Annotated in this window: 15 protein-coding genes; 12 read left to right on the top strand and 3 right to left on the bottom strand. The window is 69.3% G+C overall.

Annotated features, from left to right (window positions below):
* Positions 1-57 precede the first annotated feature (57 nt).
* Genes Ahu01nite_RS09315 through Ahu01nite_RS09300 form a run of 4 tightly spaced genes read left to right on the top strand, consistent with a single transcriptional unit; the run spans position 58 to position 2757 of the window.
* Positions 58-1071: a LacI family DNA-binding transcriptional regulator gene (locus Ahu01nite_RS09315; protein ID WP_203836045.1), complete on the top strand. Its 1014-nt coding sequence runs from the start codon at positions 58-60 to the stop codon at positions 1069-1071.
* Positions 1072-1119: 48 nt separating this feature from the next.
* The gene (locus Ahu01nite_RS09310; RefSeq protein WP_203836044.1) at positions 1120-1875 is read left to right on the top strand and encodes an HNH endonuclease; all 756 of its coding nucleotides are present in this window, start codon (positions 1120-1122) and stop codon (positions 1873-1875) included.
* Positions 1876-1931: 56 nt separating this feature from the next.
* Entirely contained in the window at positions 1932-2384 is a 453-nt protein-coding gene (locus tag Ahu01nite_RS09305; RefSeq protein ID WP_203836043.1) for a TetR/AcrR family transcriptional regulator, read from the top strand.
* 19 nt (positions 2385-2403) lie between these two features.
* The gene (locus Ahu01nite_RS09300) at positions 2404-2757 is read left to right on the top strand and encodes a hypothetical protein (protein WP_203836042.1); all 354 of its coding nucleotides are present in this window, start codon (positions 2404-2406) and stop codon (positions 2755-2757) included.
* Here Ahu01nite_RS09300 and Ahu01nite_RS09295 read toward each other — a convergent pair.
* Positions 2744-3823, bottom strand: a complete 1080-nt coding sequence (locus tag Ahu01nite_RS09295; RefSeq protein WP_203836041.1) for a HEAT repeat domain-containing protein — start codon at positions 3821-3823, stop codon at positions 2744-2746. The genes Ahu01nite_RS09300 and Ahu01nite_RS09295 overlap by 14 nt on opposite strands.
* Positions 3824-3926: 103 nt before the next feature.
* Here Ahu01nite_RS09295 and Ahu01nite_RS09290 point away from each other — a divergent pair, with 103 nt between their 5' ends.
* Positions 3927-4346, top strand: a complete 420-nt coding sequence (locus tag Ahu01nite_RS09290; RefSeq protein ID WP_203836040.1) for a phage holin family protein — start codon at positions 3927-3929, stop codon at positions 4344-4346.
* Here Ahu01nite_RS09290 and Ahu01nite_RS51655 read toward each other — a convergent pair.
* Positions 4343-5332 carry a methyl-accepting chemotaxis protein gene (locus Ahu01nite_RS51655; RefSeq protein ID WP_203836039.1) on the bottom strand — a complete coding sequence of 330 codons (990 nt, stop codon included), beginning with the start codon at positions 5330-5332 and terminating at the stop codon, positions 4343-4345. The two genes, Ahu01nite_RS09290 and Ahu01nite_RS51655, sit on opposite strands and share 4 nt — an antisense overlap.
* Before the next feature lie 128 nt (positions 5333-5460).
* Here Ahu01nite_RS51655 and Ahu01nite_RS09280 point away from each other — a divergent pair, with 128 nt between their 5' ends.
* The 6 genes from Ahu01nite_RS09280 to Ahu01nite_RS09255 all read left to right on the top strand — a co-directional run bounded on the left by Ahu01nite_RS09280 (position 5461) and on the right by Ahu01nite_RS09255 (position 11267).
* Positions 5461-6786, top strand: a complete 1326-nt coding sequence (locus Ahu01nite_RS09280) for an ABC transporter substrate-binding protein (RefSeq protein WP_239158733.1) — start codon at positions 5461-5463, stop codon at positions 6784-6786.
* Positions 6786-7607, top strand: a complete 822-nt coding sequence (locus Ahu01nite_RS09275; protein ID WP_203836038.1) for a carbohydrate ABC transporter permease — start codon at positions 6786-6788, stop codon at positions 7605-7607. Before Ahu01nite_RS09280 ends, Ahu01nite_RS09275 begins: the two co-directional genes overlap by 1 nt.
* Positions 7604-8398: a carbohydrate ABC transporter permease gene (locus Ahu01nite_RS09270; protein ID WP_203836037.1), complete on the top strand. Its 795-nt coding sequence runs from the start codon at positions 7604-7606 to the stop codon at positions 8396-8398. Before Ahu01nite_RS09275 ends, Ahu01nite_RS09270 begins: the two co-directional genes overlap by 4 nt.
* Positions 8399-8407: 9 nt before the next feature.
* On the top strand, positions 8408-9478 hold the full coding sequence (locus Ahu01nite_RS09265; RefSeq protein WP_203836036.1) for an ABC transporter ATP-binding protein: 1071 nt from the start codon (positions 8408-8410) through the stop codon (positions 9476-9478).
* A gap of 350 nt (positions 9479-9828) precedes the next feature.
* Positions 9829-10446 carry an IPT/TIG domain-containing protein gene (locus tag Ahu01nite_RS09260; RefSeq protein ID WP_203836035.1) on the top strand — a complete coding sequence of 206 codons (618 nt, stop codon included), beginning with the start codon at positions 9829-9831 and terminating at the stop codon, positions 10444-10446.
* A complete protein-coding gene (locus Ahu01nite_RS09255; RefSeq protein WP_203836034.1) occupies positions 10443-11267 on the top strand; it encodes a hypothetical protein in 825 nt (274 codons plus the stop codon). The genes Ahu01nite_RS09260 and Ahu01nite_RS09255 overlap by 4 nt, the downstream gene beginning before the upstream one ends.
* Here Ahu01nite_RS09255 and Ahu01nite_RS09250 read toward each other — a convergent pair.
* Positions 11251-13113, bottom strand: a complete 1863-nt coding sequence (locus Ahu01nite_RS09250; RefSeq protein WP_203836033.1) for a Xaa-Pro dipeptidyl-peptidase — start codon at positions 13111-13113, stop codon at positions 11251-11253. The two genes, Ahu01nite_RS09255 and Ahu01nite_RS09250, sit on opposite strands and share 17 nt — an antisense overlap.
* Before the next feature lie 66 nt (positions 13114-13179).
* Here Ahu01nite_RS09250 and Ahu01nite_RS09245 point away from each other — a divergent pair, with 66 nt between their 5' ends.
* Positions 13180-15231, top strand: coding sequence for an SGNH/GDSL hydrolase family protein (locus tag Ahu01nite_RS09245; protein WP_203836032.1), 2052 nt, complete (start codon positions 13180-13182; stop codon positions 15229-15231).
* The last annotated feature ends 202 nt before the right edge of the window (positions 15232-15433 follow it).

Here is a 15433-nt window from a genome sequence, read left to right as displayed (position 1 = left end):
CCTGGCAGGCTACCGACAGGTAAGCGCTAACCTCAAGGGGTCCGATAGTCTGTGCTGGTGGCGACTCTGGCGGACGTCGCGCGGCGGGCGGGCGTCTCCACCGCCACCGTCTCGCGCATCATCAACAACAGCCCCAAACCCGTAGCCGACGCCCTCCGCGAGCGAGTCCTCGCCGCCGTGGCCGAGCTCGACTACGTCCCCAACGCCAACGCCCAGCAACTCGCCCGCGCGGACCGCACCGCGGTAGGCGTCATCGTCCACGACGTCTCCGACCCCTACTTCGCCGAAATCACCCGCGGCCTGCAACGCGTGGCCACAGAACACGGCCGCCTCGTCATCATCTGCAACAGCTACCGCGACCCCGAACGCGAGCTCGCCTACGTGGATCTGCTGCACGCCCACCGCACGGCCGCGGTCGTCCTGACCGGCTCGGGCTACATCGACCCGGCCACCACCGCCCGCCTGGACCACAAACTCCGCCTCTTCGAAGCCACCGGTGGCCGGGTCGCGGTCATCGGCCGCCATGAGCACGCCGGCGATGCGATAGTCCCGGAAAACGAGCACGGCGGCTGGCTGGCCGGCGACGCCCTCTACCGCCTCGGCCACACCTCCATCGGCGTCATCGCCGGCCCGGCCCACCTCACCACCACCGCCGACCGCCTGACCGGCCTCCACCGCGCCGCCCACGACCACGGCCACAACCTGACCACCCGGCACATCGAATACGCAGGCTTCGACCGCAACGGCGGCCACGCAGCAGCGGCCATCCTCCTCAACCGCAACCCCGGCCTGACAGCAATCGCCGCCCTCAACGACTCCATGGCCGTGGGCGCCCTGGCCCTCCTCCGCGAACGAGGCCTCGAGGTGCCGGCCCAGATCAGCCTGATCGGCTTCGACGACATGCCGATCTCCGTCGACGTCACCCCACCCCTGAGCACGGTCCGCCTCCCCTTGGAGGAAATCGGCGCCCGCGCCATGTCCCTGGCCCTGCGCGAAGACGGCACCGACCCCCAGGTCGAACACGTCGCCGCCCACCTCGTCCTCCGCGCAAGCACCGCTCCCCCACGGTGACAAACCCGGCGCTCATTCCACACACCCCTCACGCCCTACGCTGAACTGGTGCCAGAACGTCCCGCCGTACCGGCCGAACTCGAACGCGCGCTGATGGTTGAAGCAGGTCACCGTTGCGCCATTCCTACCTGCCGGACCGTGAGCCCATTACAGATCGAGCACATCGTCGACTGGGCACGCGTGCAGAAGCACGAATTTGACAACATGATTGTTCTCTGTGCCAACTGCCACGGAAGAAAGGGAACCAGGAGGGGGCAGATCGACCGTAAGTCGCTGTTGCAGTACAAGGCAAATCTGACGGTACTGAACAGCAGATACGGGGAAATTGAGCGTCGGGTCCTGGATCACTTCGCCGAACGGCGCCCGGTATGGCGGTCCGTCAGCCAGACGATAGATAGATCTGTCGAATCTCTTAAGGCTGCCAACAAGATCCTGGCGCAGATCTCCGAGCTCAGGCGAGACATCGCCGAAGAGTGTCAGGACTCGAACAATCCATTTCTGGATGAAGCCCTGACCGGGCTTCTAAAATTGGAGTCGGCGTCGGAAGAACGCATCAACCTGACCGAGAGGCTCGTCGACGCCGGGGCACGTTTCAAGGACGTTGAATCAGGCATCCTGGAGGTTGCTCGCGGCACCGGATTCATGTTCCTGCACCTGTCCATCGATGGCCTGATTGAAAGGGTCGACAATCATCCCGGCGAAGTCGTCGTCAACGGGCAGCCGATCGTCGAGATATACCGGCTCACCGAGGCGGGCCGGGCGTTCGTCGACCGCTGGCAGACAGCTCAGCCACTGGACGGTTGATCAGCGGGCCATGCCGGGGGCTGGTTTAAGAACGATCGTTCCTATACAGTTGCGGCATGGGACGGCCACGGACGTTTGATGAGGCGCAAGCGGTTGCCGCGGCTGCGGAGCTGTTCGCCGGGCGCAGTTTTGACGGGACCTCGGTGGACGACCTTGTCACCTGCACCGGGGTGCATCGCGGCAGCCTCTACAAGACGTTCGGCAGCAAGCGGGGCCTCTACCTGTCGGCCCTGCGCCACCACATCGACGGCGACGTCACCCGGGTGGCCGGTGAGATCAGCGCGGCACCGCCCGGTGAGGCCGGTACGCGTGCGTTGGCCGGCGGCGGGAGCCTCGGGTTTCTGCTGCTGGCCGCTACCGAGCGGGCCGCCGTGGACGACGAGGTCGCCGCCGAGGTCAGCCGGGCGCTCACCCTGCTCGACGAGGCCTTTCAGAAAGACGAAAAAGCTACTGCCCTGGCCCTGGGACTGCTGATCCGTTCCCGGGCAGACCGAACGCTCATCCCTTGAGAAACTTGAGGAGACCGACATGGCAACGATCGACATCACCGCCGATGACCTTGTGGTGAACGTGGAGGGGCTGGACAAACTCTGGGCGCTCAAGAGCAGCCTGACCATCCCCCTGACAAACGTTCGCGGAGCCACGCCCGACCCCAGCATCGCCCACGAGTGGAAGGGCGTGCGCACCGCCGGCACGTACGTTCCGGGTGTGATCGTGGCGGGGTCGTTCCGCAGCGAGGGTGAGCGGGTGTTCTGGGACGTGAAGAATCCGGCGAAGGCCCTGGTCATCGAGCTGGCCGATGAGCGGTACGCCCGCCTGGTCATCGAGGTGGACGACCCGCGGGCCACCGCGGAGCTGATCGAGAGCGCTAAACGGAACTGATCCGGGAAGCAGCCGCGGCCCGCACCGAGGCGGTCTCCATCGGGTCGTCGCGCAGGAACGCGAGCCGGCCAAGCTGCGAGACCGTGGCGTGCTCGACCGCGAACAATCGCACCTCGCTCTCGCAGTCCCACAATCCCTCGGCGAGGAACGGCCCGGCAACCTCAGGATCAAGAGCGTTCAAGGCCCGCAGGTACGCAGCCCGCTCGTACGAATGCGGGCTGTACCAGAGTTTCCGCAGCCGGGGCACCGCCGCCCGAGCACCGATCCGCGCGACACCCGCAGCCAGCGTGTCGTAGCCGCACCGGAAGTCGGGGAGATGATCGAGCCGGTCCCACTCCGCGAAGATAGCCGACAAGTCGGAGTCGTCGCCGTGGAGCGCGAGGACGTCGACGGCCCCGCCGCGCAGTGGGTGATCCGGCTGCGCAGCCCAGGTCCGGGCGAGCGGCACCGCCAGGGCGCCGAGCAACTCCAGCGAACGGCACAGTGACGGCAGCGGGGGCAGGGAGCCGGCAAGATCCAGCAGTGCGGGGTGCGGCCCGCGGCGGTTCAGCTCGCGCACGGCATCGTCGCTCAGCAGGGCGAGCAGCTCTTCCGTGGTGCGGTCCCCGAGCAGGCGGCGCGCCGGGCGGACCAACGGGGCGGCCAGGCCCCAGTGTTTCCAGGGCTTACCCCACACCCTGGCCCCGGGGGCGAGCCGCGCCAGGGCGACCGGCCGCAGGTCGTCCCACATCTCGAGCGGCCAGTCGACCGCCACAGTCTCCAGCACCTCGACCCACTGCGGGCCCGAGCGCACGTAGTCGTGGAGGGCATCAACCGCCGACAAAACACCGCATCGCCCCAGTACGGAGAGGACGTCCAGGTTCTGCAGGGACGAAGTCAGGGATGGCACCGGCAGGTCGAAGTCGCGGACGAGCCGGGCCAGGTAGACGGCCCGTTCGTCGACACCGTCCCAGCGGTAGTCGTCCCGGAGGACGGCGAGCGCATCCGAAAGGTCGCCGAAGACACCGCGGCCGAGTCCGCGCTGCAGGGCGCCGAGAGTGGTCGCCGAGGATTCGTAGTGGGCCATCGGAACGGACGGTAGGCACAGCGGCGCCCGCCCGCGACGCAATTTAACCGCCCGTCCGGGTGTCGCGGGGATTACCGCAGGTCAGCGCGGGTAGTCCAGGGCGATGACGGACACACGGACTGATTCGACCGGAGACCTTGTCAGCCGGATGAGCGAGCAGGTCTCCACACTCGTACGCGAAGAGCTCGCCCTCGCGCGTACCGAAATGGTGGAGAAGGGGAAGAAAGCCGGAACCGGCGCCGGCCTGCTCGGCGGCGCGGGGGTTTTCGCCCTCTACGGGGTGAGTGCCCTGTTGTTCACCATCGGGGCCGCACTCGCGCTGGTCTGGCCGGCATGGCTGGCAGCACTGGTGGTCGCCGTCCTGGTCCTGGCAGCGGCCGGCACCGCCGCCCTGCTCGGTAAGAAGCAGGTGCAGCAGGCCGTGCCGCCGTCGCCCCAGGCGGCGGTGGACAGCACCAAGCGTGACGTGAACACGGTGAAGGCCGCCGCCAAGCGCGGGTACCACGAGCGCGATGACGCCTAAGCGTGCTGGTGGCCGCTGACCAGGTCGTCGATGGCGCGCTGGGTCGAGGCGAGGGTCTGCATGGCCGCCTCGATCTCCTGGATGCTGCGGACGGCGTCGCTGGTCTGGGCGCGGATGCCGTCGACCTGTTCGGCGATGCTCTCCGTGGCGCGGCCGGTCTCCGTGGCGAGTTCCTTGACCTCGTGCGCGACGACCGCGAAGCCTCGGCCGGACTCGCCGGCGCGGGCGGCCTCGATCGTGGCGTTGAGCGCGAGCAGGTTGGTCTGCGAGGCGATGCCGGTGATCAGTTTGACCACCTCGCCGATCTTGGCGCTGCTGGCGTCGAGGGCGGCGATCGTCTGAGCGGCGGTCGTCGCCCGGGCGACCGCGGCGTCGACCGAGGTGGTGAGGTCGGTGGAGACACCGGCGAGCTGGGTGGACGAGTCCGCGAGCTGGCGTAGCTGCTGCTCGCTGCGTTCCATGAGCTGCTTCTCGTTGTCGATGTCGCGCAGGCCGCCGGCGACCCGCAGCGGGCGGCCCGAGCTGTCGCGCTTGGTCGCGCCGGTCGCGACGTACCAGCGGTACTCGCCGGTCTTGAGTTGCAGGCGGTATTCGATGTTGTAAGGCGTGCGGCCCGTGCGGTCGTTGAGGTGGCCGAGGAACGCGTCGACCACCCGCTGCGCGTCGTCCGGGTGCAGCCGGGACGCCCAGCTGCTGAGGATGTTCGGGAAGTCGGACTCGTCGCGGAAGCCGAGCATCCGGCGGACCTCCTGTGACCACTGGAACGCGTTGTTGGGGTTCACCGGGTCCGCGGCGTTCACGTTCATGTCCCAGAGGCCGATGCCGGCCGCCTCGGTCATCAGGGTGAACCGCTCCGAGTCGCCGACGCTCGCCTCGCGCTGTTCGGCCAGTTCGCGGCGCAGCGCCTCGATCTCGGCCTTCGCCGCGGTGAGCGCCGAACTGTCCTCGGCCACCACGACCTGTTCCTGCTTCCTGCCAAACACCACGGTCACTCCTCAGCGATAGCGTCAGGCCCGTCGGATCGGCAGCGCGCCCGGGGTTCTGAAGCTTTCGCCGTGTCGCGCTTCCCTGTGAGGTCCCCTACATTGTGGATCTGACGATGGGAGTCGATGTGATGACCGATATTCGTTTGAATCGCCGTGCCCTGCTGTCCCTCGGAGCCGGGGTCGCGGCCGCTCCCCTGCTCGGCGCGTGCGGAGGCGTGTCGACCAGCGGCGCCGACGGCGGCAAGGGGTCCGTGACCCTGATGTCCAACCAGTTCAGCCCGGTCGAGGAGAAGCAGCGCTTCGAGAAGATCCTGCAGCAGCGGATCACCGCCGAGAAGGTCGCGTTCAACCAGGTCGAGACCGGGGTCTTCGCCTCCACCCTGCAGACCCAGGTCGACGCGGGCAAGGTGCAGGTCAGCGCGGTCGGCGCGCTGCACGGCGACCTGGCGCAGCACGCCGAGCGGCTGATCGACCTCGACGACGTGCTGGCCGGGCTCGGTGACCGCGGGTTCGCCAAGGAGCTGACCGACCTGGCGAAGCTCGGCGGAACGACCACCAAGTACATCCCGTGGATGCAGGCGAGCTATGTCCTGGCGGTCAACAAGAAGGCCCTGCAGTGGCTGCCCAGCGGTGCCGACGTGCAGAAACTGACCTACGACCAGCTGCTCGCCTGGGCGACCGCCGGCGCCAAGGCCAACGGGGGCAAGCCGATCTTCGGCATCCCGGCCGGGGTCAAGGGCCTCTACCACCGCTTCTTCCAGGGCTTCCTGCTGCCCAGCTTCACCGGCGGGCAGATCACCACGTTCCGCAGCGCGGAGGCGGTGACCGCGTGGGAGTACATGGTGCAGCTCTGGGCGCAGACCGCCCGCGGCTCGACGAACTACGACAACCTGCAGGATCCGCTGCAGCGCGGCGAGGTCCTGATCGGCTTCGACCACGTGGCGAGGCTGGTCGGCGCGCCCGCCGACAAGCCCGACGACTGGATCATGGTCCCGGCGCCGAGCGGTCCCAAGGGCCTGGGCTACATGCTCGTGCTCGCCGGGATCGGCATCCCGAAGGGCGCCCCCGAGACCGACAAGGCCAAGGACGTCCTCAAGGCGCTCACCACTCCCGAGGTGCAGCTCGACGTGCTCCGGCAGAACGCGTTCTTCCCGGTCACCAACGCCCCGATCCCGACCGACCTGCCCGGCGCGGTGGCCCTCGCCGCCGCCGCGATCAAGGCCCAGCGGGAGGCGCCGAACGCGATCCTGTCGCTGCCCCCGGTCGGGCTCGGTGCCCGCGACGGCGAGGTCGGCCAGATCTTCAAGAACTGCTTCAAGGAGATCTGCCTCGACGGCAAACCGGTCCGGCAGGTGCTCGACGCGCAGGCCACCGAGCTCAACAAGATCCTCGACGAGCTGAAGATCCCCTGCTGGCAGCCCGACCCGGCGGGCGCGAACTGCCGGGCGGCCTGATGCGCCAAACCCGTCCCGCTCTCCTGCTCATCGCACCGTCGATCATCTTCATGGCCGCGCTGTTCCTCTGGCCGCTGATCGCGGGGGTCACGCAGGCGTTCCACGGCCCCGACGGACCCACGACCCAATACGTACGCCGGATGGCCGACGACCCGTACTTCTGGGAGGCCCTGCGCAACACCGCCCTGCTGATCGTCGTCCTGATCCCCCTGCAGTTCGCCCTCGCGATCGTGATGGCGCTGCTCATGCGGGAACGCCCGAGGTTCGCCGGCCTGCACTTCTACATCTGGGTCGTCCCGCTGGCGATCAGCGACCTCGCGGCCGGGCTGGTCTGGCTGTCGATCTTCACCGACCGCGGCTACCTCAACTCGGTGCTGGACGGCCTCGGCATTCCCACGTACTCCTGGCTGTCCTTCGAGCACCCGCAGACGATGTTCCTCGCCGTGGTCGTCGCCGAGCTGTGGCGGGCCACGTCGCTGGTCTTCGTGATCGTCATCGCCGGGCTGCAGGGCGTGCCGCGCGACTACGACGAGGCGGCCTCGGTCTTCGGGGCGACGTACTGGCAGCGGGTGCGGCACGTCATCCTGCCCCAGCTGCGGCCCAGCCTGCAGGTGGCGCTGATCCTGCGGACCATCCTCGCCCTGGAGGCGTTCGCGGTCGCCCAGGCGCTGACCGGGCGCAACTTCCCGCTGCTGGTCGGCGAGACCTACCAGTGGTACTACCAGCTGCAGAACCCGAACGTCGCCACGGCGATCGCGCTGGTCGTGCTGGCGCTGTCCATCGTCGCGGCGGTCGGCTACCTGAGGCTGATGCGCCCATGAAGCTCAAGGTCCAGCTCGCCTGCGCCGCCATCACGCTGTTCATGGGCGCCCCGCTCTACCTGATCACCCTGGCGGCGCTGTCCAGCCGCCGGTCGCTCAACGAATTCCCGCTGTCGCTGCTGCCCACGTCGCTGTCCGGCGAGACGATGTCGACGTTCCTGCAGTCGACCGGCATCCTCGGGGGCCTGCTCAACTCGCTCACCATCGGACTGTCCACGGTGGCGCTGTCACTGCTCATCGGCCTCCCTGCCGGTTACGCGATGGCACGGTACGCGTTCAAGGGGCGGGACCCGTACCAACTGGCCCTGCTGTTGACCCGTGCCCTGCCGATCGTGGTCCTCTCCGTCCCGCTGGCCCGGATCTTCCTCGACACCGGCCTGTACGACACGACGTACGGCGTGACCCTGCTGCACACAGCGCTCGCGCTGCCCACCACCATCCTGATCACGTCGGCGATCTTCCTGGGCGTCTCCCGCGAGCAGGAGGAGGCCGCCATGATCTTCGGTGCGTCCCCGCTCGCGGCGTTCGCCCGCGTCGTCGTCCCGCAGGCCCTGCCCGGCATCGCCGCGTCCGCGATGTTCACGTTCGTGCTGAGCTGGAACGAGGTCCTCGGCGCCAGCATCCTGACCCTCAACCGGCGCACCCTGCCCGCCCAGGTCCTCGCCACCCTGGCCGACTCACCGCTCGCGTTCCGCTTCGCCGGTGGCCTGGCCCTGGTCGTGCCGGCCCTGATCTTCATCGCGGTGGCCCGCCGCTACCTGCTCAACATGTGGGGAACCACCCTCAGATAGGACATCCGCATGGCCGGAGTGACCGTCACCAACCTGGTGAAGACGTACCCGTCGGGCAACCGGCGCGCGACCGACGACATCTCCCTGGACGTGGCCGACGGCGAGTTCCTCGTGCTCGTCGGCCCGAGCGGCTGCGGCAAGACGACGCTGCTGCGCATGGTGGCCGGGCTGGAGACCCCCGACGGCGGGACGGTGACGATCGGCGGGCGCGATGTGACCCGCCTCCCGGCCCGCGAGCGGGGGCTGTCGATGGTCTTCCAGTCGTACGCCATCTTCCCGCATCTGAAGGTCCGCCAGAACATCGGCTTCGGCCTGACCATGCAGAAGGTCCCGAAGCCGGAGTGGAACACCCGCGTCGAGCGGGCCGCCGAGCTGCTCGACCTGACCGACTACCTGGACCGGCACCCGGCCCAGCTCTCCGGCGGCCAGCGCCAGCGCGTCGCGGTCGCCCGGGCCATCGCGGTCGACGCCGACGTCCTGCTCATGGACGAACCGCTCTCCAACCTCGACGCCCTGCTGCGCCTGCAGTTCCGCGCCGAGCTCAAGAAGATCGTCGCCCGGCTCGGCACCACCACCCTCTACGTCACCCACGACCAGGCCGAGGCGATGAGCCTGGGCGACCGGGTCGCGGTCATGCGCGACGGCCGCATCGCCCAGATCGGCGCCCCCATGGACGTCTACGACCGCCCCGGCGAACGCTTCGTGGGCGGCTTCCTCGGCGCACCCCCGATGAACTTCTTCACCGCCACCGTCCACCAGGGCAGCCTGGTCGTCGACGATCAGTCCGTGCCCGCCCCCGCCTCGCTCGCCTCCTGGAACGACAAGAAGATCCTGGCAGGCATCAGGGCGGAGAACATCACGATCACCCAGGGCCAGGCCCAGGAGGGGGTCGAGGCCGAGGTCGAGGTCGCCGAGCCGACGGGGTCGGCCATCCTGCTGACCGTACGCTGGGCAGGTGGCGAGCTGAAGGTGCAGACCGGCCCGGGCCTCCGCGTCGCACCGGGTGACCGCCTCCGCCTCGAACTCCCCGCCGCCGCACTACGCTTCTACGACCCGGAGACCGGCTTGGTGCTCGCCTGATACCCATCGGGCCGTCGCAACGCCGACAGCGCCCGGACCTGCCGATCGAGGCGGCTCCGTTTCTACCATTGATGACTATGCGTAGCCTCCGGCTCGCGGCAGCCGTCCTCGTCACCTGCGCAGCCATCGCCTGCGCCTGTTCACCGCGCGAGGAGCCCGCCGCTTCCACCTCCAGCGCCCCGGCTCTCTCGGCATCACCGTCGGCGGCCACTCGGCCGACCGCCCCCGGCACGACTCTGCCCCCGGCGCCGCGGCCGGATCCGACCCAGCCGCGGACGGCTCAGCCGACCACAGTTCCACCAACAGTGCCCCGGACCACCTCTGTCACACCGCGCGGCGGGTCCCGGGTCGTGCGGTGGATCAAGAACCTGGGCATCACCGGTGGCGGCGATCCCGGTGGTGAGGCCGGCGCCTACACGGCGCTGGCCACGGGCGAGTGCGACCTGGTCTTCGAGATCACCAGGGACCAGGTGGGAGGGCACCAGGCCGATCTGTACAACGGTGCCGCCCACGCGTGCCTGGCCGCGTTCGAGGGCCGCACCGGCGACTGGGTGAAGGCCGAGGCCGCCTACCGCGAGTTCGCCCGACCGGACCCGACCCTCGGCTGTCTGGGCGTGGTGGTCCAGGCCATGCTCCGCGATCTCGTCACCGCGCACCGTGACAACCCGTCGGCCCGCTTCGTGCGCGAGGGCCAGTGCCCGGCGGTCAGACCGGCCTGCCCACGGCTGCTGCGGCTCGAACCCGATCATGGCCCGGTGGAGGGCGGCTACGAGGTCCGGCTGATCGGCGAGAATCTGCCCGCCGACGCGGTGATCTCCTGGGATCTCCACGATCACGGCGTCCGCACGAACGGCAACGAAGCCACCATGACCGTGCCGGCCGGCACGTCCGACGGACCGGTCTGGGTCTTCGTGCTCGGCTGGCCGTGGGGCATCTTCGGCACCACGGAATTCACCTACGACCCATGACGCAGCCCCGGGCGGTGGAGTCGCCGCTGGTGCGGTTGCTGGCCGATGTCGGTGTGGTGGTCGCGGCGGTGACCGCGGTGCTGTACTACTTCGGGTGGGTGCGGACCCGGTTCCAGGCGCGGGAGCTGGGCTTCGACGTGTCGGCGCTCAGCCTCACCACCACGGACTACGTCCTCAAGAGCCTCAACGTGCTGTTCCTGCCGCTGATCCTGTTGCTGGCGGTGATCCTCGTCGGCTATCAGGCGCACCGGCAGTGGGTGGTGCCTGCGATCGAGCGGCTGCCCGTGCGTACGGTCCTGCGCGCGGCCCGGCTGCTCGGCTGGGCCTGGGTGCCGCTGGCGGTGGTCGCCCTGATCCTGCTGGCCACGCCGGTCGCCGGGTACGCAATGCCGGTCACCCTCACCGCGTCGGTGCTGCTCGCTCGCTACGGCCGGTCCGTGCGCCAGGCCCGCAGCGGCACCGACCCGTGGCCGATGCCGACGCGGGTCATCGCGGTGATCCTGCTGGCGCTCGCGGTGTTCTGGTGCACCGAGCGGGTCGCTCGCACAACGGGCGAGGCGTTCGGCCGGGACTTCGCCGCCGACCCGGGCCAGCTGCCCGCGGTCGTCGTGTTCAGTGCCAAGGATCTGCGGCTGGCCGGCCCGGGGGTCACCCGCACGGTGACGCTCGACCCCCAGGCCGCCTACCAGTTCGAATATCGCGGCCTCTACCTGCTGGAACGCTCAGGTGACCGCTACTTCTTCATCACCATCGACCCCGGCCGCGTCATCGTGCTGACCGAGAACGACACGCTGCGGATGGAGTTCACCGCCCGCCGTTGACCAGCGGCAGGACCACCGAGGAGACGCCGGTGCGGACGCCGGCCTCGGTGCCTGCGGGGTAGCGCAGGGTGTGGTCGCGTTCGGTGCTGAGGATGATCACGCCAATGCGGTGGCCGGGGGCGAAGATGTGGTCCTCGGTCTGCAGGGTCCATGTGAACGTGTAGGGCTTTCCGGGCTGGACCGGGGTGGTGACCGAGGGGGAACGGCGGTTGCGGGTGTCGAGCCAGCCGCGGGTGACGATCTCCGAGGGCGTGGACGTGGTGACGTACTCGCGCTGGGCGAAGCAGCCCGGGTCGCCGGGGATGCCGGGGCCGACGCAGTCCTGGGTGGGCAGGCTGCGGATGCCCGCGTAGCGGTCGGCGGTGCCATAGTCGACGAGCATCGCCGTCAGGTACGGCGATTTGCCTGCCAGGTCGGCGCGCAGCGTGATCGTCGGCGTGCCGGAGAGGCGGGTCTCCTTGGTCAGAGGCTCCGAGAGGTACGCGAGCCGGTTCGGGTCGGCGACCGTGCCGTCGGCGGCGAGGTCCTCGGCCGTGCGCGAAGGGTTGTCGACAAAGGACTGCCGTGCTCCCGGTAGCGCCGGGCCACGCTTGAGGGCGCCGGAGCCGGTCAGCGAGAACGTGGTCGCCTTCGTGCCGGGCACGGGCCAGGTCTTCGAGGTGCGCCAGACGTTCGGGGCCACCTCCACGTCGGCGACCGGCTCGTTCATGATGCCGGTGTCGACGCCGCGGAGCCACTGGTCGAACCAGCGGTGCAGGGTGTCGAGCCAGACGTCACGGCGTACGTTGAAGGGGTCGGTGTGGCCCGCCTGGTGCAGCCAGATCTTGCGCGGGACGCGGTTGCGGGCCAGCGCATCCCACCACTGGCCGGCCTGCCCGGTGCGGACGTTGTCGTCGTGCAGGCCGTGGACCAGCAGCACGCTCGCGCGCACCTTGCCGGCGTCGCGCACATAGTCACGCTCGGCCCAGAAGCGGCTGTAGTCACCGGTGACCCGGTCCTGGTCCCGTTCGATCTGCGCCATGACGTCCGCGCAGACCTCCGGGTTCTCGCGGGTCAGCACCGCCTTGGCGAGCACGTCGGTGTCCTCGCCCTGGTAGCCGCCCGGAGCCACGACGCCGCCGTTGGCCCGGTAGTAGTCGTACCAGCTGGAGATGCCGGCGATCGGGACGATCGTGTCGAGGCCGCGCACGCCGGTCGCGGCGACGGCGTTGGGCAGGGTGCCGTTGTAGGAGACGCCGATCATGCCGGTGTGGCCGGTGGACCAGCTCGCGCGGGCGGGGGCGCCGGTGGCGTCGACGCCGCGGGCCCGGCCGTTGAGCCAGTCGACGACCGCCTTCATGCCCAGGGTCTCGTTGCGGCCGCCGGAGGTCGGGCAGCCGGTCGAGCCGCCGCTGCCGAGGCTGTCGGCGAAGACCACCGCGTAGCCACGCGGCACGAAGTAGTTGTCGAGATAGCCCGAGAACACAATGGACTCAACGCGGTCCGTGCCGGGATCGGCGCTGCGCAGGGCATCGGAGCCGTCGCGGTCCACGTCGTCGTGGTTGGGAACGTCGTTGAGCCCCGCGTAGTACGGGCTCGCCTGGAAGATGACCGGCACCTTGAGGTCAGGGCCGGACTCGCGCGGGCGGATGATGCGCACCGCCACCCGGTCGGGCTGCCCGTCGTTGTCACTGTCGGTCGGAACCTGCACCCAGATCTGCTCGCGGATCGCCTGGGTGTAGTCGTAGACGGGCTCGGAGGCGGCGGGGGCGTGCACAGTGGCCGCCCCTGCCGCCGTCGCGGGAAGGATCGTGGCGATTGATACGGAGACGGCCAGGAGCCGTACCCCACGTAGGACGGATCGCATGCCCTACCCTATCGTTCGGCGTCGATTCGTTGACGCCCTTGGAGACCAAGCACGGGAGAGATCCAGATGACCGGTACGGATCATGGCGCCGGTCGTCGCACGATCGTCTTCGCCGTGACGCTGTCGTTGCTGCTCGGCTTTGCCCGCTCGGGTGCGCCGTCGCTGACCCTGCAGGTGTTCTTCACGCTGTTCGTGGTCGCGGCGACGCTCTGGATCCGCGGGCAGTACCTCGACAGCCTCGATCACCACCAGTGGCTGATCTCCCGGCGTACGGCCATGGTGCTGATCGTGGTGGCAGTGGCGCTCGTGGCCTCCTTCCTGGTGTTGCACAGCGCCGGGACGGCCCTGCTCGGGATCCTGGTGCTGTATTTCCTGGCCGGCACCGGGGTGACCTGGTTGCGGCAGGGCCCGCTGAGCGAGGAGCGGCGGCTCGTGCTGGCGCTCGGGCTGCTCGGCACGGGCGCGGTCCTCGCCCTGATCGGCGTGCTGGTGCTCGGTGGCGGCGAGGGCACGGCGTGGGTGGTGCTCGAGCTGGCGTTGCTGGGCCTCGCCTTCTTCGCGTTGCTCCCGGTCGGGCTGGCCGTGTTCTCCGAGGTCGCCGTGCGGCGGCTGTGCGCGGGACCGTCACCGCACCGGCTGCGGGCGGGGCTCGCAGGCCTGGTGATCTACCTGGCCGCGGTCGCGCTGATGTGGTGGCTGACCCGCTCGCCGTGGCTGCTCGGCGCGATCGTGGTGCTGTCGCTGCTGGTGATCGCGATGACGTCGACGACGCAGGCCGACATCGCGTTCGCGATGGCCGTGATCGCCCTGCTCGGGGTGACGCCGCTGCCCGCCGACCTGCCCGTGCAGCTGCAACCACGGCGCGACGGGCAGCGGCTGCTGGTGGCGCTCGGCGACTCGTACATGTCCGGGGAGGGTGCGTCCACCTACTACCGGGGCACCGACGAGGGCGGGGGCGACCAGTGCCGCCGCTCCCCCACCGCCTGGTCGGCGATGGCCGGGCAGCAGCGCCCGTTCGGCCGGGTGGAGTTCCTCGCCTGCTCCGGTGCCAAGACCGTTAACGTTCAGACGGGTACGCTGCCCGTGCGCTCAGGTGCGCCGGTTCCGGAGCCACAGACCGGGGAGACGGGTACGCAGCTCGACCGCTATCTGCACGACTACGGCCCCGATTACACGCCGAGTCTCGTGGTCGCCGGGATCGGGGGCAACGACGCGGGGTTCTCCACGATCGGGTTGATGTGCCTGGCCCCGGGCAACTGCGACGACGAGTCCCGCTTGTGGACCGATGCCCTCCCCCAGGTGCGGGCCGGGCTGCGGGACACCTATCGGCAACTCGACAGTCTGTTTCCGCGTACGCCGATCGTGGTCGTTCCGTACCCGGATCCGATCGACCTGGACGGACGTTGTGACGACGTCTCGCTCACCCCGCGGGAGCGGCTCTTCCTGCACGAGTTCGTGACCCGCGGGCTGAACGCGATGGTGGCGCAGACCGCGAACGAGTTCGGCTTCTACTATCTCGGCGGCATGGAGTCGGCGCTGGCCGACGCGCACCTGCAGCTGTGCGACCCCCGCAACCAGGGCCGGCCCGGGCTCAACTTCATCGGCGTCCGCTCCGTACGCGGCATCGCTGAGCAGCGGTTCAACCCCAAGAACTGGTCGCACAGCAGCCTGCACCCGAACGAGCGCGGGCACACGGCGATGCTGCAGGCGTTCGAGAGCTGGCTGCCCGAGGACCTGGATGTTCTGCGCCCGCGGCTGACCGCGTTCCCCGCCGGGTCGGCGGTGACCGAGGCCGCGGTGCCACGGGTCGAACCGCCCTGCGACGTGCTCGACACCAGCCCGGCCGGGTGCCGCCCGCGCGGGATGCAGTGGGCCAAGGGACAGGTCGGCACCATGCTGCTGACCGAGGGGTGGATGGGGCTGGTCGCGCTCGCCGGCATCTGGCTCGCCGCCGTGGCCTTCTTCGGCGACCGCAGACATCACTCCGCCGTGGATTCGACCTTGGTGGCGACCCCGCCGAAACCTCGGGAGAAGGACGCTGAGCGAAGCGAAATCGGCCCGCAGAAGATCGAAAACGACTCCTCCACAGCTGCCGGCTCCGGGTCGAAGATCAATTAGGCTGATCGATATCGGTCACGAGGCCTGGACTCCGGGGCTTGGACGCTTGACCCCGCAAACACCCCTGTGCGACCGTCCGAAAGGGATGCGATCGCTAGCCGCACCGTGCGCGGCGTGAACAGCGCATTCATGCGGACGGAGATCGCCGTCCCGGTCATTTCAGGACACGTTGACCTTGGCATAAATCACTGCTTGTAATCTG

Origin of the sequence: Winogradskya humida, from assembly GCF_016862215.1 — a bacterium.
Classification (GTDB): domain Bacteria; phylum Actinomycetota; class Actinomycetes; order Mycobacteriales; family Micromonosporaceae; genus Actinoplanes; species Actinoplanes humidus.
Note: the sequence above shows the minus strand (reverse complement) of the source record. Positions and strands in the feature narration are given on the sequence as shown.